Origin of the sequence: Pseudocitrobacter sp. 73 (assembly GCF_008369545.1) — a bacterium.
GTDB lineage: Bacteria > Pseudomonadota > Gammaproteobacteria > Enterobacterales > Enterobacteriaceae > Pseudocitrobacter > Pseudocitrobacter vendiensis.
Window position 1 is genome coordinate 1 of record NZ_VTZO01000025.1, and the last position, 21,898, is coordinate 21,898.

Below are 21,898 nucleotides of genomic sequence, written 5' to 3' on the forward strand. Positions count from 1 at the left end.
CATTGGCCCTCAAACCCCTACATCAAAAATCACTGGTCGCGCTCCTTGTAAAAAGTGGGCATTCCAGCACCACCTATCCTATTCCAAAAACTCTACTTTTTCAAAGATACATTTTAATAAGTAGAACAACAGCAAGAGGAACTCAAATTTATTTACCGTAATTATCATAATTACGGTAATACGGTAATTTTACAGATTTGGATGGAATGGTATAAGATGTCTCGCTGGAACATACTTGCTGAAAAAACGCTTAACAACGATAGTGAAAACATCATGTACAGGTGCGAGAGATAATATGTATAAGAGCCTTGAAGATCTGATGGCGGGTATTTACGAGATGGCAGCGCCAGATGGCATCATCTGTAACGAGGTTTCCAAATTCCTTGCGGCCAACCAGGTCAAGCCGGAAGACATAAGCTCTGGGATCTGGTTTTTCCTGTGGCTGAAATCAGCTCCCAAGGATGCGAAGCCAATCCAAAAAGAAATCCCCGGATTTGGAGTTGTTCTCAACATGCCGACTTATGGCGGAACGCTCAACGAAGCAATCACAGGGTTGATCGAGAACGAGTGCCGTCAAATAGAGCTCGCTGAGGGACATCCGAGCCTTGAGGCTTGGGTTGAATCAGTATTAGCCGGTCGAGATGACGGAGAGGAAAATGAAGCTGCGGCCAATATCGTGGATCTGCTTAATGGGTGTCACGACCTACTGGATACAGCAATAATCAATTACCTTTTTAAGGTGGGAAAAATCAACGAGCAAGAGATTTTGTCGCTCATCTATTATGGAGAGCTATGTGACCACTCTCTTGTCGGTACGCCTTTTTCAACGTTACATATCCCGAGTGAAAATAACGTCCACGAACGTAACATCATCCCCATTAAAAAAGGAGCCAGTTAGGCTCCTTTTTGTTACTCAGGGTTTGCTTTGAGAAACAACTTCATTCCAAGTATGCAGCACCTTCGATAGGTGCTGATGCTTTCTGGTGAAGTCCTTATCATCCAAGAGTGCTTTAAATGGCGCGTTCAGGTCACTGCATGTGACGTTCTTGCCGATCACAGACAGGGTATCCTGGAGTGATCCACCAGCAGCATCAAGCCCCATTCTATCGACGGTCTCACTACTCACCATTGCCTGGACAACATTGGTGAATGCCTTTGAGTTGAGCTGCTCAACGCTCAGGGCTGTATTGCATTTCTGCTCAACCGCTTGCTTGTACTGGATGGTGTACTTTGCAGTGATAGGTGACATGGTGTTCATCGCAAGTATGTATGCGTCTACCTCACTGGTCGGTAATGTCGCGGCATAGACTGACGAGCATGATGCGGCTGCGGCCATTATCAAAGTTATTACCTTCTTATTCTTCATTTCTCTGAAATCCCCCTTTAAAATATGGAGCTACAACTCATTTGTACCAATCATAATACTATTGATTTCCAAAAGTATCTCTCTCTACTGACTCTATGATGGCTCGCCTTCCAAACACTTGGCCGCTGGCGGCGGCTGGGCCAACGCCAGAGCCTGATCCACACTATCATCCGCCTGAAAAAAATCTCATTACCTCTGACGGATAAAGAAACAGATTTCCCCCTTTGGCAAAAAACAGATACCAAACAGAAAAAGCCACAGAAAAAACACCTGCAACACACACTTCAAATCTATTTCTTGCAGAGAAATACTTGTAGTGCTTTTTTTCGTATCTCGGGGCTCTCATTTTGACTAGATTTTTCAATGTCAACCAAAGAAAGATAACCCCAGTAGGAAGGATAACTATCACAACCCCAAAGAAATAAATTGTGTATATAATAAAATCAAACCAGTTATTGATTTCCATAAGCCGTCCCCAATGCTGCGCCAATAGCAGAACCATGTGAGCCGTATTTAATCCCTGGATTCCTCATTAGCTCTCTTTAACTTTAATATTTTCCTTAGATTTAAGTATCCATAGATTCCTGAGAACACTCCATACCCCCCCCAAACACCAACGGACAGATATAAGGCGAATTTGCTTAGAGGCCCATTCACATAATTTAATAAAGCGAACACTGCAATTCCTATAAAGGCTCCAGCTAACGGAAATCCAAGCAGATATACTGCTCTATATTTTAAACCGGTTTTTTTCATCTTATTATTTATCTATATGTTTTGAAATCTTATCTACAATGGATGTAGTATCCATATTCATTATCCTCCCTGCTTTTTCAATCAGAAACTCAGCTTCATTTGTTATGTTCTTTGACTCTTCATTAATAATGTCAATGATAGTTTCTAGTGCGATTCCATACTCACCCACATCAATAAATTCTTGCACTTCTATACTTTCAGATTCAGAAAACGAATCAGACAGCACCATAAGCAAAAGATCTAGCGTGGATTCAATTTCTCTATATTCATTTTTCATTTTGGATTCCTTGGTACGTTTGTTGGAAAACCTGAAACAATATCACCATTAGATTCTTGTATTACACGAACATTAATACCTTCTTTAACTGCCTCTGCAATAGTCCTACCACCGCGCCCAGCCTTTCGAGAAACATTTGGATCGGTAGCTATATCGGAAATGACGTGCATAATTTTTTCATCAGACCAACTTTGAGGAAACTCACTTTTTCCAGGCTTGCCTGTTCCTGCTCGATGCCCTCCACCAGTGGCGTCACCATCAAGAATATGCTTACGTCTCTGGGAACTGGCTAGGTCTACAAAATCATCAGCCGTATTTTTAAAAGCGCGTTCCGCAACATTCCCTAGCGCCTTATAGTTGCCAGGCAGGATAATCCCAGCAGCAAAAAGCCCCCCGGAAATCCACTTTTCTCTTGAGGTCGCACAATCACTGGTGATGGTCTTGAAGGTGTCATAGGCGTCCCAAGCGCTCAAGGCAAAGTCTATGGCAACATAAGCCCCCAGAAGAAGCGGCACAAACTCCCCTGTTGGATCTGCATTGCCTATCGGGTTGCTCAGCGCATAGGCATAGGTGTTAATCCCACCAGCCAGCCCAATCGGGTCACTGGTGATGTAACGCCCGGTATTCGGGTCGTAGTAACGCCGCCAGTTGTAGTGGAGCCCGGTCTCCGCGTCGTAATACTGTCCTGGGAACCGCAAATTGAAGGTCGGCCCCTGAGTGGTGATGCTGGCCTTACCGAACGGGCTGTAGCTCGCCTTCCAAACCACTTGGCCGCTGGCGTCGGTTAGCGCCTTCGGGGTGCCCAGATGATCGACGTGGACTTGATAGGTCTGTCCTGACTGAGCAAAGCTCAAGGGGGTGCCATCGAGCCAGATATACTCCGCCAGCACGTCTCCAGTGGCTGCGTCCAGCTCCTCGATGAGGTTTCCTGCCAAGCCGTAAATCAGTAGGCGGGTCTGGCCGTTTAGGGTCTTAGTTACACGCTGATCCAGATGGTTGTAGGTGTAAGCTGCTGTCACTCCAGCGACCGTTGCGGCCACCAGCCGGTTCTGGCTGTCATAGGTGAAGGTATCCGCCCCCTGCTTCGTCAGGTTGCCATTGGCGTCATAGCTTCTGGAGGTTTGCCCAGTCTTCACCAGCCAGTTGTTCATGTAGTTGATGGTGTAGCTTTGGCTCAGGCCATCGGTCGTGATCGAGGTCCTGTTGCCGGTGGCGTCATAGCCATAGCCCAAAACGCCATAGAGCCCCTCAGCAGAGGTGATGCGGCCAACCGCGTCATAACCGAGTGACTGATTGACTGATGAGCTGAGATTGTCGTCTATGGCTGAAATCAACGAGTCTGGCGTGTACCGATAGACCAGCGAATGCACTCTAGTAGCGTCGATGCCGGTGACTCGGTAATTGAGATCCAAAGAGCGACTTTCTGAAATGCCGTTCCATCTGACCATACTGGTGACGGGGCCAAAGGGCGCTCGCTCGATCTGGCTTGCCAGGCTTGTTGTGGTGCCTGCTTGTGTCGTTGCCACCTCGATGACGTCACCGGCTAAATCACGGGTGTAGGAAACCTCACGACCACTGGGATACGTGATCTTCGTGATGAGGCCTGCACCATCGTATTGGTACTGGGTAGTAAGGCTCTGCCCGTGGGTTTCCCAGGTCTCGTAAGCCAACCATCCTTCGGGTGTATAGCCATATCTCCGGACACCGTTGCCATCATCGACTGAGGTCAAGCGGCCCATGCCGTATGGTGAGGTTGCTTCGTCGTACCCGTACAGAATTGGCGATTCGCCAGCGACACCGCTGGATGCCTCGATGATCCGGTTCAGCGCGTCGTAGCTGTAGCTTGTGGTTTGTCCCTTGGCCGTCTTGCGCGTTGCCACGTTACCGGCTTCGTCATAGGTAATGTCGGTGGTGCCGGTGTCCGGGCTCCGGACCTGAGTCACTTCGCCAAAGCCGTTGTAGCTGTAGTAGGTCAGGCGCGAACGAGGGTCGGAGACACGGTAAACATCGCCGGTATCCTTGTAGAGCACCTGCGTGACCTTCCCGAGTGGATCGGTCGTTTGTGTCCGGTGATGGAAGCCGTCGTACTTGTAGGAGTGTGTGTTACCAGAGGGACTGGTCTCCTGTATCAGGTTTGCCACCACATCGTAGGAAAACGATGACTGATTGCTATAGGCGTCGGAGACACTGGAGAGCCAGCCGATTTCGTTGAAGATCCGGCGCTCTATCCAACGGGTCTGGCCCAGCGCATCGAGCAGTCGCTCTTCTACTGGGTTCCCGAGGTCATTGAGCTCAAGCTCGCGCCGGTTGCCCTGTGCATCTGTTTCCGCCACCAGCCGATGTGCAGCGTCGTACTCATAGCTGACGGTTGCACCATTTGGCTTAGTCAGCGAGCTCAGGAGGCCCACAGCATCATAGTTGTAGGCCGTGGTTCCTTCTGGTCCAGTGGAGCTGACAAGTCTTCCTCTGGCGTCATAGGTGAGGGTTTGGGTTACACCGTTGACGCCCTGAATGGTCCCGGCGCGACCGTTCGCGTCGTAGTCACCAAACTGCATCACCTGCCCCAGCGCGTTTGTTGTCCGGATCAGGTTGCCCTGGTCATCGTAGTCAAATGTCGTAACATCGCTGACGTCGGTGCGCGGACCATCAACCGAGGCCAACAGGCTCGGCTTTCCTGTACCAACAGGGGCATAGGTGTAGGTCCATGTCCGGGAAGCGCCCGAGCTGCGATCTGTGACCTTGCGGCTTATCACCCGGAGATGAGTGTCGTAGGTAAGCTCAGTGATCCTGGTTGGTTCCGTGATTTTTGCAGGGAGCGACTTGGAAGGAAGCCAGTCGGTCGTAACCTTGCCCCCATCCTGGTCTATCTGGGTGGTTTCCAATCCCCGGTCGTTATGGGTGAACGTGCGCTTCTGTCCAGCACGATCTGTAATGCTGGAGACGAGGCCTTTGCTGTCGTAGACGTAGGTTTCCTTGCCTCCCACAAAGCCGGTACACGGCGCACCCTCAACAACATCAGGCTTGAGCATCCCGTTGTGACGGCTGTAGGTATATCGCTGAACGTGGCCGAGGGCGTTGGTGACAGAGACGCTTCCGTCAGCGTTGTAGCTTACCTGAGTCTTCTCTGCGCCCCCGGCGTGTTCACTTAGAACTGCCATCCCCTGAGCATCATATCCCCATGTGGCGAAACGGTTGCCGTTCTCGTCCACCAGCCCAGAGAGCAAACCCGGTGCATTCGGGTCATCGTAGAGATAGCTGCGGCTCGTATTGTCCTGGTAGATCACTTCCGCCAGCTTGCCAGCGCTGTTGTACTGGTACTGAATACTGCCACCAGCAGGATCGGTGACACTGACCATGCGGCCATCTTGATGCTGGAACTGGATGTTGCGGCCAAAGCCGTCAGTGATCGAGGATAGCTCTCCGTTCAGATAGGGGGCACCTCAGAAAACGGAAAATAAAGCACGCTAAGGCATAGCTGACCTTGCCAGGCCTGCTTCGCCCTGTAGTGACGCGATCAACGGGCAGGAAACATTCCCCTTTCGTGCATGGCAGGCGCACACGAGTTCAGACAGCACGGTTTCCATGCGCGCCAAGTCGGCCATCTTCTCGCGCACGTCCTTGAGCTTGTGTTCGGCCAGGCTGCTGGCCTCCTCGCAGTGGGTGCCATCGTCGAGCCGCAACAGCTCGGCAATCTCGTCCAGACTGAACCCCAGCCGCTGTGCCGATTTCACGAATTTCACCCGAACCACGTCCGCCTCCCCATAGCGGCGGATGCTGCCGTAAGGCTTGTCCGGTTCCCGCAACAGGCCCTTGCGCTGATAGAAGCGGATTGTCTCCACGTTGACCCCGGCCGCCTTGGCAAAAACGCCAATGGTCAGGTTTTCCAAATTATTGTCCATATCGCTTGACTCCGTACATGAGTACGGAAGTAAGGTTACGCTATCCAATCCAAATTCAAAAGGGCCAACGTATGTCTGAACCACAAAACGGGCGCGGTGCGCTCTTCGCCGGCGGGCTGGCCGCCATTCTTGCATCGACCTGCTGCCTGGGGCCGCTAGTACTGGTCGCCCTGGGCTTCTCCGGTGCTTGGATCGGCAACCTGACGGTGCTGGAACCCTATCGACCGTTGTTCATCGGCGCGGCGCTAGTGGCGCTGTTCTTCGCCTGGAAGCGGATTTACCGGCCCGTGCAGGCATGCAAGCCAGGTGAGGTCTGCGCGATTCCGCAGGTGCGCGCCACCTACAAGCTGATTTTCTGGATCGTGGCCGTGCTGGTCCTGGTCGCGCTTGGATTTCCCTATGTCGTTCCATTTTTCTATTAACCAGGAGTTCATCATGAAGAAACTGTTTGCCTCCCTTGCCCTCGCCGCCGCTGTTGCCCCGGTGTGGGCCGCTACCCAGACCGTCACGCTAGCGGTTCCCGGCATGACTTGCGCCGCCTGCCCGATCACAGTCAAGAAAGCGCTCTCCAAGGTCGAAGGCGTGAGCAAGGTCGATGTGGGCTTCGAGAAGCGCGAGGCCGTCGTCACTTTTGACGACACCAAGGCCAGCGTACAGAAGCTGACCAAGGCCACCGCAGACGCCGGCTATCCGTCCAGCGTCAAGCAGTGAGCCAGCAAGCCAACGACAACAGCGAGAGCCGCTTCATGGGACTGATGACACGCATTGCCGATAAAACCGGCGCGCTCGGCAGCGTCGTTTCCGCGATGGGCTGCGCCGCCTGCTTTCCAGCCCTCGCCAGCTTCGGCGCGGCCATCGGGCTGGGCTTCTTGAGCCAGTACGAGGGACTGTTCATCAGCCGCCTGCTGCCGCTGTTTGCCGCGCTGGCCTTCCTGGCGAACGCGCTGGGTTGGTTCAGTCATCGGCAATGGCTGCGCAGTCTGCTCGGCATGATCGGCCCGGCCATCGTGTTTGCGGCCACGGTCTGGCTGCTCGGCAACTGGTGGACGGCGAACCTGATGTACGTCGGCCTGGCCTTGATGATTGGGGTGTCGATCTGGGACTTCGTGTCGCCGGCGCATCGCCGTTGCGGACCGGACGGCTGCGAACTCCCCGCCAAGCGCTTGTGAAAGACGGCTGACCGTGCGACACGGCGGCCCACACGAATAAGGAACGATGGTATGAGCACTCTCAAAATCACCGGCATGACTTGCGACTCGTGCGCAGTGCATGTCAAGGACGCCCTGGAGAAAGTGCCCGGCGTGCAATCAGCGGATGTCTCCTACGCCAAGGGCAGCGCCAAGCTCGCCATTGAGGTCGGCACGTCACCCGACGCGCTGACGGCCGCTGTAGCTGGACTCGGTTATCGGGCCACGCTGGCCGATGCCCCCTCAGTTTCGACGCCGGGCGGATTGCTCGACAAGATGCGCGATCTGCTGGGCAGAAACGACAAGACGGGTAGCAGCGGCGCATTGCATATCGCCGTCATCGGCAGCGGCGGGGCCGCGATGGCAGCGGCGCTGAAGGCCGTCGAGCAAGGCGCACGTGTCACGCTGATCGAGCGCGGCACCATCGGCGGCACCTGCGTCAATGTCGGTTGTGTGCCGTCCAAGATCATGATCCGCGCCGCCCATATCGCCCATCTGCGCCGGGAAAGCCCGTTCGATGGCGGCATCGCCGCTACCACGCCGACCATCCAGCGCACGGCGCTGCTGGCCCAGCAGCAGGCCCGCGTCGATGAACTGCGCCACGCCAAGTACGAAGGCATCTTGGAGGGCAATCCGGCGATCACTGTGCTGCACGGCTCCGCCCGCTTTAAGGACAATCGCAACCTGATCGTGCAACTCAACGACGGCGGCGAGCGCGTGGTGGCATTCGACCGCTGCCTGATCGCCACCGGCGCGAGCCCGGCCGTGCCGCCGATTCCCGGCCTGAAAGACACTCCGTACTGGACTTCCACTGAAGCGCTGGTCAGCGAGACGATTCCTAAGCGCCTGGCCGTGATTGGCTCATCAGTGGTGGCGCTGGAGCTGGCGCAGGCGTTCGCCCGACTCGGAGCGAAGGTGACGATCCTGGCTCGCAGCACGCTGTTCTTCCGCGAAGACCCAGCTATAGGCGAAGCCGTCACGGCCGCATTCCGCATGGAGGGCATCGAGGTGAGGGAACACACCCAGGCCAGCCAGGTCGCGTATATCAATGGTGAAGGGGACGGCGAATTCGTGCTCACCACGGCGCACGGCGAACTGCGCGCCGACAAGCTGCTGGTCGCCACCGGCCGCGCGCCCAACACACGCAAGCTGGCACTGGATGCGACGGGCGTCACGCTCACCCCGCAAGGCGCTATCGTCATCGACCCCGGCATGCGTACAAGCGTGGAACACATCTACGCCGCAGGCGACTGCACCGACCAGCCGCAGTTCGTCTATGTGGCGGCAGCGGCCGGCACTCGCGCCGCGATCAACATGACCGGCGGTGACGCGGCCCTGAACCTGACCGCGATGCCGGCCGTGGTGTTCACCGACCCGCAAGTGGCGACCGTAGGCTACAGCGAGGCGGAAGCGCACCATGACGGCATCAAAACTGATAGTCGCACGCTAACGCTGGACAACGTGCCGCGCGCGCTCGCCAACTTCGACACGCGCGGCTTCATCAAACTGGTGGTTGAAGAAGGCAGCGGACGACTGATCGGCGTGCAGGCAGTGGCCCCGGAAGCGGGCGAACTGATCCAGACGGCCGCACTGGCGATTCGCAACCGGATGACGGTGCAGGAACTGGCCGACCAGTTGTTCCCCTACCTGACGATGGTCGAAGGGTTGAAGCTCGCGGCGCAGACCTTCAACAAGGATGTGAAGCAGCTTTCCTGCTGCGCCGGGTGAGGACAAGGAGGTGTGCGATGAGCGCCTACACGGTATCGCAACTGGCCCATAACGCTGGGGTGAGCGTACATATCGTGCGCGACTACCTGGTGCGCGGCTTGTTACGGCCGGTGGCCTGCACCACGGGCGGCTACGGCGTGTTCGACGATGCGGCCTTGCAACGGCTGTGCTTCGTGCGCGCGGCCTTCGAGGCGGGTATCGGCCTGGATGCCCTGGCGCGGCTGTGCCGTGCGCTCGACGCAGCGGACGGCGCACAAGCCGCAGCGCAGCTTGCCGTGCTGCGCCAGTTGGTCGAGCGGCGGCGCGCGGCGTTGGCCCATCTGGACGCGCAACTGGCCTCCATGCCAGCCGAGCGGGCGCACGAGGAGGCATTGCCGTGAACGCCCCTGACAAACTGCCGCCCGAGACGCGCCAACCCGTTTCCGGCTACCTGTGGGGTGCGCTGGCCGTGTTGACCTGCCCCTGCCATCTGCCGATTCTCGCCGCCGTGCTGGCCGGGACGACCGCCGGTGCCTTCCTTGGCGAGCATTGGGGTGTTGCCGCGCTCGCGCTGACCGGCTTGTTCGTTCTGGCCGTAACGCGGCTGCTGCGCGCCTTCCGGGGCGGATCATGACGAGTTCGCAGCCCGCCGGATGGACGGCGGCCGAGTTGGCGCAGGCGGCGGCGCGCGGACAGCTTGACCTGCATTACCAGCCGCTGGTCGATCTGCGCGATCACCGGATCGCTGGCGCGGAAGCGTTGATGCGCTGGCGGCATCCGAGGCTTGGCCTGTTGCCGCCCGGCCAGTTCCTGCCGCTGGCCGAGTCGTTCGGCCTGATGCCGGAAATAGGCGCGTGGGTGCTGGGCGAGGCCTGTCGCCAGATGCACAAGTGGCAAGGACCGGCATGGCAACCGTTCCGTCTTGCCATCAATGTGTCCGCCAGCCAGGTTGGGCCAACGTTCGACGACGAGGTAAAGCGGGTGCTGGCCGATATGGCCCTGCCCGCCGAGCTTCTGGAGATCGAACTGACCGAATCGGTCGCATTCGGCAATCCAGCCCTGTTCGCCAGTTTCGACGCCTTGCGCGCCATCGGCGTGCGCTTCGCCGCCGACGACTTCGGCACCGGCTATTCCTGCCTGCAACATCTGAAATGCTGCCCCATCACCACATTGAAAATCGACCAATCCTTTGTCGCCAGGCTCCCGGATGATGCCCGTGACCAAACTATCGTGCGGGCGGTGATCCAGCTCGCGCACGGGCTGGGCATGGATGTCATTTTCAGAAGACGACTGCACCAGTTGATTGGGCGTAATGGCTGTTGTGCAGCCAGCTCCTGACAGTTCAATATCAGAAGTGATCTGCACCAATCTCGACTATGCTCAATACTCGTGTGCACCAAAGCGAGGTGAGCATGGCGACGGACACCCCACGGATTCCAGAACAAGGCGTGGCCACTCTGCCTGATGAGGCTTGGGAGCGTGCGCGCCGTCGTGCGGAGATCATCAGTCCGTTGGCGCAGTCGGAGACGGTCGGGCACGAAGCGGCCGATATGGCGGCTCAGGCGCTGGGCTTGTCTCGGCGCCAGGTATACGTTCTGATCCGGCGTGCCCGGCAAGGCAGCGGCCTCGTGACGGATCTGGTGCCCGGCCAGTCCGGTGGAGGTAAAGGTAAGGGGCGCTTGCCGGAACCGGTCGAGCGCGTCATCCACGAGCTACTGCAAAAGCGGTTCCTGACCAAGCAGAAGCGCAGCCTAGCGGCCTTTCACCGCGAAGTCACTCAGGTGTGCAAGGCTCAAAAACTGCGAGTGCCGGCGCGCAATACCGTGGCCTTACGGATCGCTAGCCTTGACCCGCGCAAGGTCATCCGCCGGCGGGAAGGCCAGGATGCCGCTCGTGACCTACAAGGTGTGGGCGGCGAGCCTCCTGCCGTGACCGCGCCGCTGGAGCAGGTGCAGATAGACCATACGGTCATCGACCTGATCGTGGTCGATGACCGCGACCGGCAACCTATTGGCCGCCCGTACCTGACCCTCGCCATCGACGTGTTCACCCGCTGCGTGCTCGGCATGGTCGTCACGCTGGAAGCGCCGTCTGCCGTTTCGGTTGGCCTGTGCCTCGTGCATGTCGCCTGCGACAAGCGCCCTTGGCTGGAAGGACTGAACGTGGAAATGGATTGGCAGATGAGCGGCAAGCCCTTGCTGCTCTACCTAGACAACGCGGCCGAGTTCAAGAGCGAGGCCCTGCGCCGGGGTTGCGAGCAGCATGGCATCCGGCTGGACTATCGCCCGCTGGGACAGCCGCACTATGGCGGCATCGTGGAACGGATCATCGGCACGGCGATGCAGATGATTCACGACGAACTGCCGGGAACGACCTTCTCCAACCCTGACCAGCGCGGCGACTACGATTCCGAAAACAAGGCCGCCCTGACGCTGCGCGAGCTAGAGCGCTGGCTCACATTGGCGGTCGGCACCTACCACGGTTCGGTGCACAACGGCCTGCTCCAACCGCCGGCCGCGCGCTGGGCCGAGGCCGTGGCGCGTGTCGGCGTACCGGCCGTCGTCACACGCGCTACTTCGTTCCTGGTCGATTTTCTGCCGATCCTCCGGCGCACGCTGACCCGCACCGGCTTTGTCATCGACCACATCCACTACTACGCCGATGCGCTCAAGCCGTGGATTGCGCGGCGTGAACGCTGGCCGTCCTTTCTGATCCGGCGCGATCCGCGCGACATCAGCCGTATCTGGGTCCTGGAACCGGAGGGACAGCATTACCTGGAAATTCCCTACCGTACCTTGTCGCATCCGGCTGTCACCCTCTGGGAACAACGGCAGGCGCTGGCGAAACTGCGGCAGCAAGGGCGCGAACAGGTGGATGAGTCGGCGCTGTTCCGCATGATCGGCCAGATGCGTGAGATTGTGACCAGCGCGCAGAAGGCCACACGCAAGGCGCGGCGTGACGCGGATCGCCGCCAGCACCTCAAGACATCAGCTCGGCCGGACAAGCCCGTTCCGCCGGATACGGATATTGCCGACCCGCAGGCAGACAACTTGCCACCCGCCAAACCGTTCGACCAGATTGAGGAGTGGTAGCCGTGGACGAATATCCCATCATCGACCTGTCCCACCTGCTGCCGGCGGCCCAGGGCTTGGCCCGTCTTCCGGCGGACGAGCGCATCCAGCGCCTTCGCGCCGACCGCTGGATCGGCTATCCGCGCGCAGTCGAGGCGCTGAACCGGCTGGAAGCCCTTTATGCGTGGCCAAACAAGCAACGCATGCCCAACCTGCTGCTGGTTGGCCCGACCAACAATGGCAAGTCGATGATCGTCGAGAAGTTCCGCCGCACCCACCCGGCCAGCTCCGACGCCGACCAGGAGCACATCCCGGTGTTGGTCGTGCAGATGCCGTCCGAGCCGTCCGTGATCCGCTTCTACGTCGCGCTGCTCGCCGCGATGGGCGCGCCGCTGCGCCCACGCCCACGGTTGCCGGAAATGGAGCAACTGGCTCTGGCACTGCTGCGCAAGGTCGGCGTGCGCATGCTGGTGATCGACGAGCTGCACAACGTGCTGGCCGGCAACAGCGTCAACCGCCGGGAATTCCTCAACCTGCTGCGCTTCCTCGGCAACGAACTGCGCATCCCGTTGGTTGGGGTAGGCACGCGCGACGCCTACCTAGCCATCCGCTCCGATGACCAGTTGGAAAATCGCTTCGAGCCGATGATGCTGCCGGTATGGGAGGCCAACGACGATTGCTGCTCACTGCTGGCCAGCTTCGCCGCTTCGCTCCCGCTGCGCCGGCCTTCCCCAATTGCCACGCTGGACATGGCTCGCTACCTGCTCACACGCAGCGAGGGCACCATAGGGGAACTGGCGCACTTGCTGATGGCGGCGGCCATCGTCGCCGTGGAGAGCGGCGAGGAAGCGATCAACCATCGCACACTCAGCATGGCCTGTTGAGTTGCATCTAAAATTGACCCACTGGGGGTGCGGACGATTTCTTGGACGGTTTATACGGACATCAATCCGACCGCATGACGATACTCGATGGGACTACGCCCGCCAAGCGACACTTTGATGCGGCGCTCGTTGTACCAGTGGATATAGGCATCGATTCGCGTCATGAGGTCTTTCAGCGTCACGTGCTGCCAATTCCTCGGGTAGATTAGTTCGGTCTTCAATCGTCCGAAAAAGCCCTCGCATGCAGCATTGTCTGGCGAGCAGCCCTTTTTGGACATCGACCGCGTTAATTGGGCATTTTCAGTGCGGCGGATCCACGCAGGCCAGCGATAATGCGAGCCCCTGTCCGAATGGATAACCGGATGCTCACCGGGTCGCAGTGTCCGTACCGCGTGATCCAGCATGGTATTGACCAGGTTCGCATCCGGGCTGGTGCCGATATTCCAGGCCACCACCAGCCCATCGAAGCAATCGACGATCGGCGAGACGTAGACCTTCCCTGCCGGAATGTGTATTTCCGTCAGATCGGTCAACCATTTCGTATTCGGCGCCGACGCGTGAAAGTCGCGATTCAGCAGATTCGGGACCGCTGGTGTCGGGTCGCCAGCATACGCCGAGAAGCGCCGGCGGCGCGGTGTTCTCACGACCAGACGCTCTTGCGCCATCAAGCGACGCACGACCTTCTCGGACACACGCATGCCACCAAGGCGCAAGGCACTATCAATGCGTCGATAGCCATAGCAGCGGTAGTTGTCCTCGAAGATAGTCCGAATGACCTCACGCACCTGCGTGTACTTGTCGGGCCGCGTCTGCCGCAGGCGTTGATAGAAGTATGTGCTGCGCGCCAGCTTCAGGCCGCACAACAGATTGGCTAATGGAAACGTGACTCTGAGGGCATCAACCACCTTCGTTTTTTCTCGGCTTGTCAGTTCGAGGGGGTTGATGCCCATGTCTTTTTTTATCAATTCACTCGCCTTCTCCAGAATTGCATTCTCCATGCGAAGCCGCTGGTTCTGGCTCTCCAGTTCGGCCAGTTCCCTGAGTAGTGCCTCATGCCGCTGCTCGAGCGAGGTGTCACCTTTCTTCTTTGTCATGGGTTTTAGGGGCACTTTGCCAAGTAATCGATGCTGCCAGTTATACAACGTTGGTCGCGATACACCGACAGTGTCGGCCACATCCTTTGCCGAACCTACGCGCAGGTTCAGTGCAATGACGGCTTGCTGCTTCTCGAGGCGAGAGCGGGCGACTGTGGGAGCGCTGCTGCCGACGACCGTCCTAGCGAATTCAGGGCGTAAATCACGGATCCAGGCACGCAAGGCCTCGCGGCTTGGGTAGCCCAGGCTTCGGATTGTGTGACTCAGGCAGTAGCCTTGTTCGATATAGTGATCTACTGCCCGTTGCTTTTGCTCATCGGTGTACTGCCGTTTTATCCGTTGATAGCCTCGGCGAAGATCCTGATTCCGTTCGAATTCTGCCAACCAGGCCTTCAGCGAGTTCTTGGTGGGGTATCCCAGCTGCCGTAGTGTGGCGCTCATCCGGCGCCCAAGCTTCAGGTACAACCTCACGGCTCGAAGGCGATCTTCATACGAATACATGAACTACTCCTAAAGTAGTCCAAGATTTTGTCCGCACCCCAACTTAGGGTAAAGATTTGCGTCGAAATTTGACCCACGTATGACACTGTTTCCCGTCTGGATATGGCGGGAGAAATCAAGGAGTGATAAACGTGGCGATATTGAGCGCAATTCGACGCTGGCATTTTCGCGATGGTGCGTCGATTCGGGAAATAGCCCGACGAAGCGGCCTGTCCAGGAACACCGTTCGCAAGTATTTGCAAAGCAAGGTGGTTGAACCGCAGTACCCAGCGCGAGACAGCGTTGGCAAGTTAAGTCCTTTTGAGCCCAAGTTAAGGCAGTGGCTCTCCACCGAGCACAAAAAGACAAAGAAGCTGCGCAGAAACCTGCGCAGCATGTACCGGGATTTGGTCGCTTTGGGCTTTACCGGGTCTTATGACCGAGTGTGTGCCTTTGCCCGACAGTGGAAAGATTCCGAACAGTTCAAGGCGCAAACCTCGGGCAAGGGTTGTTTCATCCCCTTGCGCTTTGCTTGTGGCGAAGCCTTCCAATTCGATTGGAGTGAGGACTTTGCCCGCATAGCGGGCAAACAGGTCAAACTTCAGATTGCCCAGTTTAAGTTGGCCCACAGCCGGGCCTTTGTGCTTCGGGCTTACTACCAGCAAAAACATGAAATGCTGTTTGATGCCCACTGGCATGCCTTTCAAATCTTCGGTGGCATTCCCAAGCGCGGCATCTACGACAACATGAAGACCGCTGTGGATTCGGTGGGGCGTGGCAAAGAGCGCAGGGTCAATCAGCGGTTCACTGCCATGGTCAGCCACTACCTGTTTGATGCGCAGTTCTGTAATCCAGCATCGGGTTGGGAGAAAGGCCAGATTGAGAAGAACGTGCAGGATTCCCGCCAACGCCTGTGGCAAGGGGCACCAGACTTTCAAAGCCTTGCTGATTTGAATGTGTGGCTTGAGCATCGCTGCAAAGCGCTGTGGTCTGAGCTGCGCCACCCCGAATTGGACCAAACCGTGCAAGAGGCCTTTGCCGATGAACAAGGCGAGTTGATGGCGCTACCCAATGCCTTTGATGCATTCGTGGAGCAAACCAAGCGAGTCACTTCAACCTGCCTTGTTCACCACGAGGGCAATCGCTACAGCGTTCCTGCCAGTTACGCCAACAGGGCCATCAGCCTTCGGATTTATGCAGACAAGCTGGTGATGGCTGCCGAAGGCCAACACATTGCCGAGCATCCAAGATTGTTTGGCAGTGGCCACGCTCGGCGTGGCCACACACAATACGACTGGCACCATTACTTGTCTGTGCTTCAGAAGAAACCTGGGGCGTTGCGCAATGGTGCGCCATTTGCTGAATTGCCACCCGCGTTCAAGAAGCTTCAATCCATCTTGCTGCAACGCCCCGGCGGTGACCGTGACATGGTGGAAATTCTGGCCCTTGTATTGCACCACGATGAAGGTGCGGTACTCAGTGCTGTGGAATTGGCATTGGAGTGTGGCAAGCCATCGAAGGAGCATGTGCTTAATCTGTTGGGACGTTTGACCGAAGAACCTCCACCCAAACCGATTCCAATTCCCAAGGGGTTAAGGCTGACATTGGAACCACAGGCCAACGTGAACCGCTATGACAGTTTAAGGAGAGCCCATGATGCAGCATGAAGGCCATGTGAGAATCCTCAAATCCTTGAAACTCTTTGGCATGGCACACGCCATTGAGGAGTTGGGCAATCAGAATTCACCAGCATTTAATCAAGCCTTGCCCATGCTGGACAGCTTGATTAAAGCTGAAGTGGCAGAGCGTGAAGTACGTTCGGTGAACTATCAATTGCGGGTGGCCAAGTTCCCCGTGTATCGGGACTTGGTGGGCTTTGACTTCAGTCAAAGCCTGGTTAATGAGGCCACGGTCAAACAATTGCACCGGTGCGACTTCATGGAACAAGCCCAGAACGTGGTGCTGATTGGTGGGCCAGGCACAGGCAAGACTCACCTGGCCACAGCCATTGGTACACAAGCAGTGATGCACTTGAACCGACGGGTGCGTTTCTTCTCCACCGTGGATTTGGTCAATGCACTGGAGCAAGAGAAATCATCTGGGCGTCAGGGACAAATCGCAAACCGTCTGTTGTATGCCGATTTGGTGATTCTGGATGAGCTGGGATATTTGCCTTTTAGCCAAACCGGTGGGGCACTGCTGTTTCACCTGCTCTCAAAGCTGTACGAAAAAACCAGCGTGATACTGACCACCAACTTGAGCTTCTCGGAATGGAGCCGAGTGTTTGGCGATGAAAAGATGACAACAGCGTTGTTGGACCGACTAACCCACCACTGCCACATCCTGGAAACCGGCAATGAAAGTTACCGCTTCAAACACAGTTCAACTCAGAATAAGCAGGAGGAAAAACAGACCCGCAAACTGAAAATCGAGACATAATTCTGACAACAAGGGGTGGGTCAAAATTCAATGCAAATCCCGGGTCAAATTTGGGTGCAAATCAACAGATATCGACAACCTCTCGCGCAACCAAGACATCGCGGTCGGACTGCAAGTGATCTTGAAGCCACGGGCCCGTCCCACCCCGACATGGACCTCGATGCCCGAACGGACGTTAGATTTCGAGTTCTAGGCGTTCTGCGATGAAGGTTGGATCCCAGCCGGGATTGAAAGTGTCGACGTGGGTGAATCCGAGCCGCTCGTATAGGCCACGCAGGTTCGGGTGGCAGTCGAGCCGCAGCTTGGCGCACCCCTGCGTTCGCGCGGCATGGCGGCAAGCCTCGATCAGCGCGGAGCTGACACCCCGGCCCGCATGTGTCCGTCGCACCGCGAGCTTGTGCAGATATGCGGCCTCCCCCTTGAGGGCGTCGGGCCAGAACTCGGGATCCTCGGCCGACAAGGTGCAACAGCCGACGATGCCGTCGCTGCAACTCGCGACTAGGAGCTCGGATCTCAGGACGAAGGTCTCCGCGAATGTCCGGTCGATCCGCGCGACGTCCCAGGCGGGCGTTCCCTTGGCGGACATCCACGCCGCAGCGTCGTGCATCAGCCGCACAACCTCGTCGATATCACCCGAGCAGGCGACCCGAACGTTCGGAGGCTCCTCGCTGTCCATTCGCTCCCCTGGCGCGGTATGAACCGCCGCCTCATAGTGCAGTTTGATCCTGACGAGCCCAGCATGTCTGCGCCCACCTTCGCGGAACCTGACCAGGGTCCGCTAGCGGGCGGCCGGAAGGTGAATGCTAGGCATGATCTAACCCTCGGTCTCTGGCGTCGCGACTGCGAAATTTCGCGAGGGTTTCCGAGAAGGTGATTGCGCTTCGCAGATCTCCAGGCGCGTGGGTGCGGACGTAGTCAGCGCCATTGCCGATCGCGTGAAGTTCCGCCGCAAGGCTCGCTGGACCCAGATCCTTTACAGGAAGGCCAACGGTGGCGCCCAAGAAGGATTTCCGCGACACCGAGACCAATAGCGGAAGCCCCAACGCCGACTTCAGCTTTTGAAGGTTCGACAGCACGTGCAGCGATGTTTCCGGTGCGGGGCTCAAGAAAAATCCCATCCCCGGATCGAGGATGAGCCGGTCGGCAGCGACCCCGCTCCGTCGCAAGGCGGAAACCCGCGCCTCGAAGAACCGCACAATCTCGTCGAGCGCGTCTTCGGGTCGAAGGTGACCGGTGCGGGTGGCGATGCCATCCCGCTGCGCTGAGTGCATAACCACCAGCCTGCAGTCCGCCTCAGCAATATCGGGATAGAGCGCAGGGTCAGGAAATCCTTGGATATCGTTCAGGTAGCCCACGCCGCGCTTGAGCGCATAGCGCTGGGTTTCCGGTTGGAAGCTGTCGATTGAAACACGGTGCATCTGATCGGACAGGGCGTCTAAGAGCGGCGCAATACGTCTGATCTCATCGGCCGGCGATACAGGCCTCGCGTCCGGATGGCTGGCGGCCGGTCCGACATCCACGACGTCTGATCCGACTCGCAGCATTTCGATCGCCGCGGTGACAGCGCCGGCGGGGTCTAGCCGCCGGCTCTCATCGAAGAAGGAGTCCTCGGTGAGATTCAGAATGCCGAACACCGTCACCATGGCGTCGGCCTCCGCAGCGACTTCCACGATGGGGATCGGGCGAGCAAAAAGGCAGCAATTATGAGCCCCATACCTACAAAGCCCCACGCATCAAGCTTTTGCCCATGAAGCAACCAGGCAATGGCTGTAATTATGACGACGCCGAGTCCCGACCAGACTGCATAAGCAACACCGACAGGGATGGATTTCAGAACCAGAGAAAGAAAATAAAATGCGATGCCATAACCGATTATGACAACGGCGGAAGGGGCAAGCTTAGTAAAGCCCTCGCTAGATTTTAATGCGGATGTTGCGATTACTTCGCCAACTATTGCGATAACAAGAAAAAGCCAGCCTTTCATGATATATCTCCCAATTTGTGTAGGGCTTATTATGCACGCTTAAAAATAATAAAAGCAGACTTGACCTGATAGTTTGGCTGTGAGCAATTATGTGCTTAGTGCATCTAACGCTTGAGTTAAGCCGCGCCGCGAAGCGGCGTCGGCTTGAACGAATTGTTAGACATTATTTGCCGACTACCTTGGTGATCTCGCCTTTCACGTAGTGAACAAATTCTTCCAACTGATCTGCGCGGGAGGCCAAGCGATCTTCTTCTTGTCCAAGATAAGCCTGTCTAGCTTCAAGTATGACGGGCTGATACTGGGCCGGCAGGCGCTCCATTGCCCAGTCGGCAGCGACATCCTTCGGCGCGATTTTGCCGGTTACTGCGCTGTACCAAATGCGGGACAACGTAAGCACTACATTTCGCTCATCGCCAGCCCAGTCGGGCGGCGAGTTCCATAGCGTTAAGGTTTCATTTAGCGCCTCAAATAGATCCTGTTCAGGAACCGGATCAAAGAGTTCCTCCGCCGCTGGACCTACCAAGGCAACGCTATGTTCTCTTGCTTTTGTCAGCAAGATAGCCAGATCAATGTCGATCGTGGCTGGCTCGAAGATACCTGCAAGAATGTCATTGCGCTGCCATTCTCCAAATTGCAGTTCGCGCTTAGCTGGATAACGCCACGGAATGATGTCGTCGTGCACAACAATGGTGACTTCTACAGCGCGGAGAATCTCGCTCTCTCCAGGGGAAGCCGAAGTTTCCAAAAGGTCGTTGATCAAAGCTCGCCGCGTTGTTTCATCAAGCCTTACGGTCACCGTAACCAGCAAATCAATATCACTGTGTGGCTTCAGGCCGCCATCCACTGCGGAGCCGTACAAATGTACGGCCAGCAACGTCGGTTCGAGATGGCGCTCGATGACGCCAACTACCTCTGATAGTTGAGTCGATACTTCGGCGATCACCGCTTCCCTCATGATGTTTAACGTTTGACATGAGGGGCGGCCAAGGACGATAGCCCTTGGACGTCCCCCTCGATGGAAGGGTTAGACAGCACTGCGCGCCTGCTCGAACGCCTGACGTGTTTGAACCATGTATACGGCCGGTCCATCTGGGGTGTTTATGGTTCTTTGCGCCACAAAACCCGCCTTCTCGTAGCACCGGATTGCGCGTAAGTTGTTCGGCGACGGGTCCGTTTGGATCTTGGTTACCTCAGCGTCTTTGAACAGCATCTCAACGAGCGCGCAAACGAGCTTGGTTCCCAAGCCCTTGCCCAGCTGCGATGGATTCGCCAGAGACTGGTCTATTCCGCGTACTCCTGGATCGGTTTCGTCTTCCCACCATCCGTCACCGCTTCCGAGTGCAATGTACGACTGAGCGTACCCAATCGGTTCTTCATCCAGCATTGCGATGTAGGGAGTGACGGACTCTTTCGCCAGGGCGCTTGGTAGGTATTGCTCCAGCACTTCAGCAAGTGTTGGACGTGTTTCTTCTCCGCCCCACCACTCAACGATGTGAGGCCGATTTAGCCAGTCATGGAGCATCGGAAGGTCGTGCTCGGTCATGAGGCGCAGCGTGACGAAGCTAATGGTAGTGGTCATGAGAACGGTCTTTGTGCTGCCTAACGCTAAGTTCAGCGGCAGTTTGTAAGTTGCGCGTTGTGGAATACTTTGCGAAGCAAACCACAAAAGCGCAACTTACAAACTGTCCAGCCACGTAGTGGCGTGCTGCAACGACTTGTTAGAAATTTAGTTGCTTGGTTTTGATGGTTTTTTACTTTCGTTTAACCCTTTAACCGCCTGCTCTAATGTAAGTTTCAAGAGTGATGCGTCTCCAACTTCACTGTGACTTGGAACAACCAGTTTTGCCTTACCATATTTGGACTTTAATAATTTGGCGGACTTTGGCCAAGCTTCTATATTTGCGTCACCCAAATTGCCTAAACCGTACGGTTTAATAAAACAACCACCGAATAATATTTTCCTTTCAGGCAACCAAACCACTACGTTATCTGGAGTGTGTCCCGGGCCTGGATAAAAAACTTCAATTTTATTTTTAACTAGCCAATAGTTAACTCCGCTAAATGAATTTGTGGCTTGAACCTTACCGTCTTTTTTAAGCAGTTCATTTGTTAATTCAGATGCATACGTGGGGATAGATCGAGAATTAAGCCACTCTATTCCGCCCGTGCTGTCGCTATGAAAATGAGAGGAAATGCTGCCTTTTATTTTATAGCCACGCTCCACAAACCAAGTGACTAACTTTTCAGTATCTTTAGCCGTAAATGGAGTGTCAATTAGGTAAGCCTCAGCATTTACAAGAACCACCAAACCATGTTTAGGAACAACGCCCCACCCGTTAACTTCTTCAAACGAAGTATGAACATAAACGCCTTCATCAAGCTTTTCAATTTTTAAATCTGGCAAAGACTCTGCTGCGGTAGCAATGCTGCAAAACAAAAATATAAAGAATACAGATAACTTGCTCATACTTTTCCTTTTCTAACTTTGTTTTAGGGCGACTGCCCTGCTGCGTAACATCGTTGCTGCTCCATAACATCAAACATCGACCCACGGCGTAACGCGCTTGCTGCTTGGATGCCCGAGGCATAGACTGTACAAAAAAACAGTCATAACAAGCCATGAAAACCGCCACTGCGCCGTTACCACCGCTGCGTTCGGTCAAGGTTCTGGACCAGTTGCGTGAGCGCATACGCTACTTGCATTACAGTTTACCAACCGAACAGGCTTATGTCAACTGGGTTCGTGCCTTCATC

The 21,898-nt window shown here is 56.3% G+C and carries 23 protein-coding genes and 3 pseudogenes; 13 read left to right on the plus strand and 13 right to left on the minus strand.

What is annotated here, in order from left to right; all coding sequences use genetic code 11:
• Positions 1-235 precede the first annotated feature (235 nt).
• Positions 236-898 carry a hypothetical protein gene (locus F0Q32_RS21415; RefSeq protein WP_015063586.1) on the plus strand — a complete coding sequence of 221 codons (663 nt, stop codon included), beginning with the start codon at positions 236-238 and terminating at the stop codon, positions 896-898.
• 15 nt (positions 899-913) lie between these two features.
• On the opposite strand, the gene F0Q32_RS21420 is transcribed toward F0Q32_RS21415, so the two are convergent.
• The 6 genes from F0Q32_RS21420 to merR form a co-directional block, all read right to left on the minus strand.
• Positions 914-1,366: a hypothetical protein gene (locus F0Q32_RS21420; RefSeq protein WP_000791469.1), complete on the minus strand. Its 453-nt coding sequence runs from the start codon at positions 1,364-1,366 to the stop codon at positions 914-916.
• A gap of 166 nt (positions 1,367-1,532) precedes the next feature.
• Positions 1,533-1,832 carry a hypothetical protein gene (locus F0Q32_RS21425; RefSeq protein ID WP_011872911.1) on the minus strand — a complete coding sequence of 100 codons (300 nt, stop codon included), beginning with the start codon at positions 1,830-1,832 and terminating at the stop codon, positions 1,533-1,535.
• A 47-nt stretch (positions 1,833-1,879) separates the two neighbouring features.
• A complete protein-coding gene (locus F0Q32_RS21430) occupies positions 1,880-2,122 on the minus strand; it encodes a hypothetical protein (RefSeq protein WP_000750746.1) in 243 nt (80 codons plus the stop codon).
• Between the two features lie 4 nt (positions 2,123-2,126).
• Positions 2,127-2,399 carry a MafI family immunity protein gene (locus F0Q32_RS21435; RefSeq protein WP_000787563.1) on the minus strand — a complete coding sequence of 91 codons (273 nt, stop codon included), beginning with the start codon at positions 2,397-2,399 and terminating at the stop codon, positions 2,127-2,129.
• Positions 2,396-5,755: an RHS repeat-associated core domain-containing protein gene (locus F0Q32_RS21440; protein WP_370516899.1), complete on the minus strand. Its 3,360-nt coding sequence runs from the start codon at positions 5,753-5,755 to the stop codon at positions 2,396-2,398. The genes F0Q32_RS21435 and F0Q32_RS21440 overlap by 4 nt, the downstream gene beginning before the upstream one ends.
• Before the next feature lie 108 nt (positions 5,756-5,863).
• Positions 5,864-6,298, minus strand: a complete 435-nt coding sequence (gene merR / locus F0Q32_RS21445) for an Hg(II)-responsive transcriptional regulator (RefSeq protein ID WP_149464658.1) — start codon at positions 6,296-6,298, stop codon at positions 5,864-5,866.
• Positions 6,299-6,369: 71 nt separating this feature from the next.
• Between merR and F0Q32_RS21450 the strand changes: the two genes are divergently transcribed.
• The 9 genes and pseudogenes from F0Q32_RS21450 (at position 6,370) to F0Q32_RS21495 (ending at position 13,147) form a co-directional block, all read left to right on the plus strand.
• Positions 6,370-6,720 carry a mercuric transport protein MerT gene (locus tag F0Q32_RS21450; RefSeq protein ID WP_001294663.1) on the plus strand — a complete coding sequence of 117 codons (351 nt, stop codon included), beginning with the start codon at positions 6,370-6,372 and terminating at the stop codon, positions 6,718-6,720.
• A 13-nt stretch (positions 6,721-6,733) separates the two neighbouring features.
• On the plus strand, positions 6,734-7,009 hold the full coding sequence (gene merP, locus F0Q32_RS21455; RefSeq protein ID WP_000732292.1) for a mercury resistance system periplasmic binding protein MerP: 276 nt from the start codon (positions 6,734-6,736) through the stop codon (positions 7,007-7,009).
• Between the two features lie 35 nt (positions 7,010-7,044).
• Complete coding sequence (merC, locus tag F0Q32_RS21460) at positions 7,045-7,467, plus strand: organomercurial transporter MerC (protein ID WP_001340589.1); 423 nt, start codon at positions 7,045-7,047, stop codon at positions 7,465-7,467.
• Positions 7,468-7,518: 51 nt separating this feature from the next.
• A complete protein-coding gene (gene merA, locus F0Q32_RS21465; protein ID WP_000105636.1) occupies positions 7,519-9,213 on the plus strand; it encodes a mercury(II) reductase in 1,695 nt (564 codons plus the stop codon).
• A gap of 17 nt (positions 9,214-9,230) precedes the next feature.
• The gene (gene merD / locus F0Q32_RS21470; protein ID WP_001277456.1) at positions 9,231-9,593 is read left to right on the plus strand and encodes a mercury resistance co-regulator MerD; all 363 of its coding nucleotides are present in this window, start codon (positions 9,231-9,233) and stop codon (positions 9,591-9,593) included.
• Complete coding sequence (merE, locus tag F0Q32_RS21475; protein WP_000993386.1) at positions 9,590-9,826, plus strand: broad-spectrum mercury transporter MerE; 237 nt, start codon at positions 9,590-9,592, stop codon at positions 9,824-9,826. Before merD ends, merE begins: the two co-directional genes overlap by 4 nt.
• Positions 9,823-10,470, plus strand: a pseudogene (locus tag F0Q32_RS21480) (EAL domain-containing protein); the annotation flags it as partial. The gene merE and the pseudogene F0Q32_RS21480, both read left to right, overlap by 4 nt.
• Positions 10,471-10,604: 134 nt before the next feature.
• A complete protein-coding gene (locus F0Q32_RS21490) occupies positions 10,605-12,284 on the plus strand; it encodes a Mu transposase C-terminal domain-containing protein (protein WP_000179844.1) in 1,680 nt (559 codons plus the stop codon).
• 2 nt (positions 12,285-12,286) lie between these two features.
• The gene (locus F0Q32_RS21495) at positions 12,287-13,147 is read left to right on the plus strand and encodes a TniB family NTP-binding protein (protein ID WP_000344784.1); all 861 of its coding nucleotides are present in this window, start codon (positions 12,287-12,289) and stop codon (positions 13,145-13,147) included.
• 50 nt (positions 13,148-13,197) lie between these two features.
• Here F0Q32_RS21495 and F0Q32_RS21500 read toward each other — a convergent pair whose 3' ends face one another.
• On the minus strand, positions 13,198-14,742 hold the full coding sequence (locus F0Q32_RS21500) for an IS3 family transposase (RefSeq protein WP_000287615.1): 1,545 nt from the start codon (positions 14,740-14,742) through the stop codon (positions 13,198-13,200).
• A 122-nt stretch (positions 14,743-14,864) separates the two neighbouring features.
• Here F0Q32_RS21500 and istA point away from each other — a divergent pair, with 122 nt between their 5' ends.
• Both istA and istB read left to right on the plus strand, forming a co-directional pair.
• Entirely contained in the window at positions 14,865-16,388 is a 1,524-nt protein-coding gene (gene istA, locus F0Q32_RS21505; RefSeq protein WP_001324342.1) for an IS21-like element IS1326 family transposase, read from the plus strand.
• Complete coding sequence (gene istB / locus F0Q32_RS21510; RefSeq protein WP_000983249.1) at positions 16,375-17,160, plus strand: IS21-like element IS1326 family helper ATPase IstB; 786 nt, start codon at positions 16,375-16,377, stop codon at positions 17,158-17,160. Before istA ends, istB begins: the two co-directional genes overlap by 14 nt.
• A 175-nt stretch (positions 17,161-17,335) precedes the next feature.
• Here the strand turns inward: istB and F0Q32_RS21515 are convergent, their stop codons facing one another.
• The 6 genes and pseudogenes from F0Q32_RS21515 to F0Q32_RS21545 form a co-directional block, all read right to left on the minus strand.
• Positions 17,336-17,836, minus strand: a complete 501-nt coding sequence (locus tag F0Q32_RS21515; RefSeq protein ID WP_000376623.1) for a GNAT family N-acetyltransferase — start codon at positions 17,834-17,836, stop codon at positions 17,336-17,338.
• A 127-nt stretch (positions 17,837-17,963) separates the two neighbouring features.
• On the minus strand, positions 17,964-18,803 hold the full coding sequence (sul1, locus tag F0Q32_RS21525; protein WP_000259031.1) for a sulfonamide-resistant dihydropteroate synthase Sul1: 840 nt from the start codon (positions 18,801-18,803) through the stop codon (positions 17,964-17,966).
• Entirely contained in the window at positions 18,797-19,144 is a 348-nt protein-coding gene (locus tag F0Q32_RS21530; RefSeq protein WP_000679427.1) for a quaternary ammonium compound efflux SMR transporter QacE delta 1, read from the minus strand. Before F0Q32_RS21530 ends, sul1 begins: the two co-directional genes overlap by 7 nt.
• A 116-nt stretch (positions 19,145-19,260) precedes the next feature.
• Positions 19,261-20,099: pseudogene (gene aadA1, locus F0Q32_RS21535) on the minus strand (ANT(3'')-Ia family aminoglycoside nucleotidyltransferase AadA1).
• Positions 20,100-20,168: 69 nt separating this feature from the next.
• Positions 20,169-20,723, minus strand: coding sequence for an aminoglycoside N-acetyltransferase AAC(6')-31 (gene aac(6')-31, locus F0Q32_RS21540; protein ID WP_044424439.1), 555 nt, complete (start codon positions 20,721-20,723; stop codon positions 20,169-20,171).
• Positions 20,724-20,870: 147 nt separating this feature from the next.
• Positions 20,871-21,611 carry a subclass B1 metallo-beta-lactamase IMP-1 gene (locus F0Q32_RS21545; RefSeq protein ID WP_003159548.1) on the minus strand — a complete coding sequence of 247 codons (741 nt, stop codon included), beginning with the start codon at positions 21,609-21,611 and terminating at the stop codon, positions 20,871-20,873.
• Between the two features lie 152 nt (positions 21,612-21,763).
• Between F0Q32_RS21545 and F0Q32_RS21550 the strand changes: the two are divergent.
• A pseudogene (locus tag F0Q32_RS21550) lies at positions 21,764-21,898 on the plus strand (integrase); the annotation flags it as partial.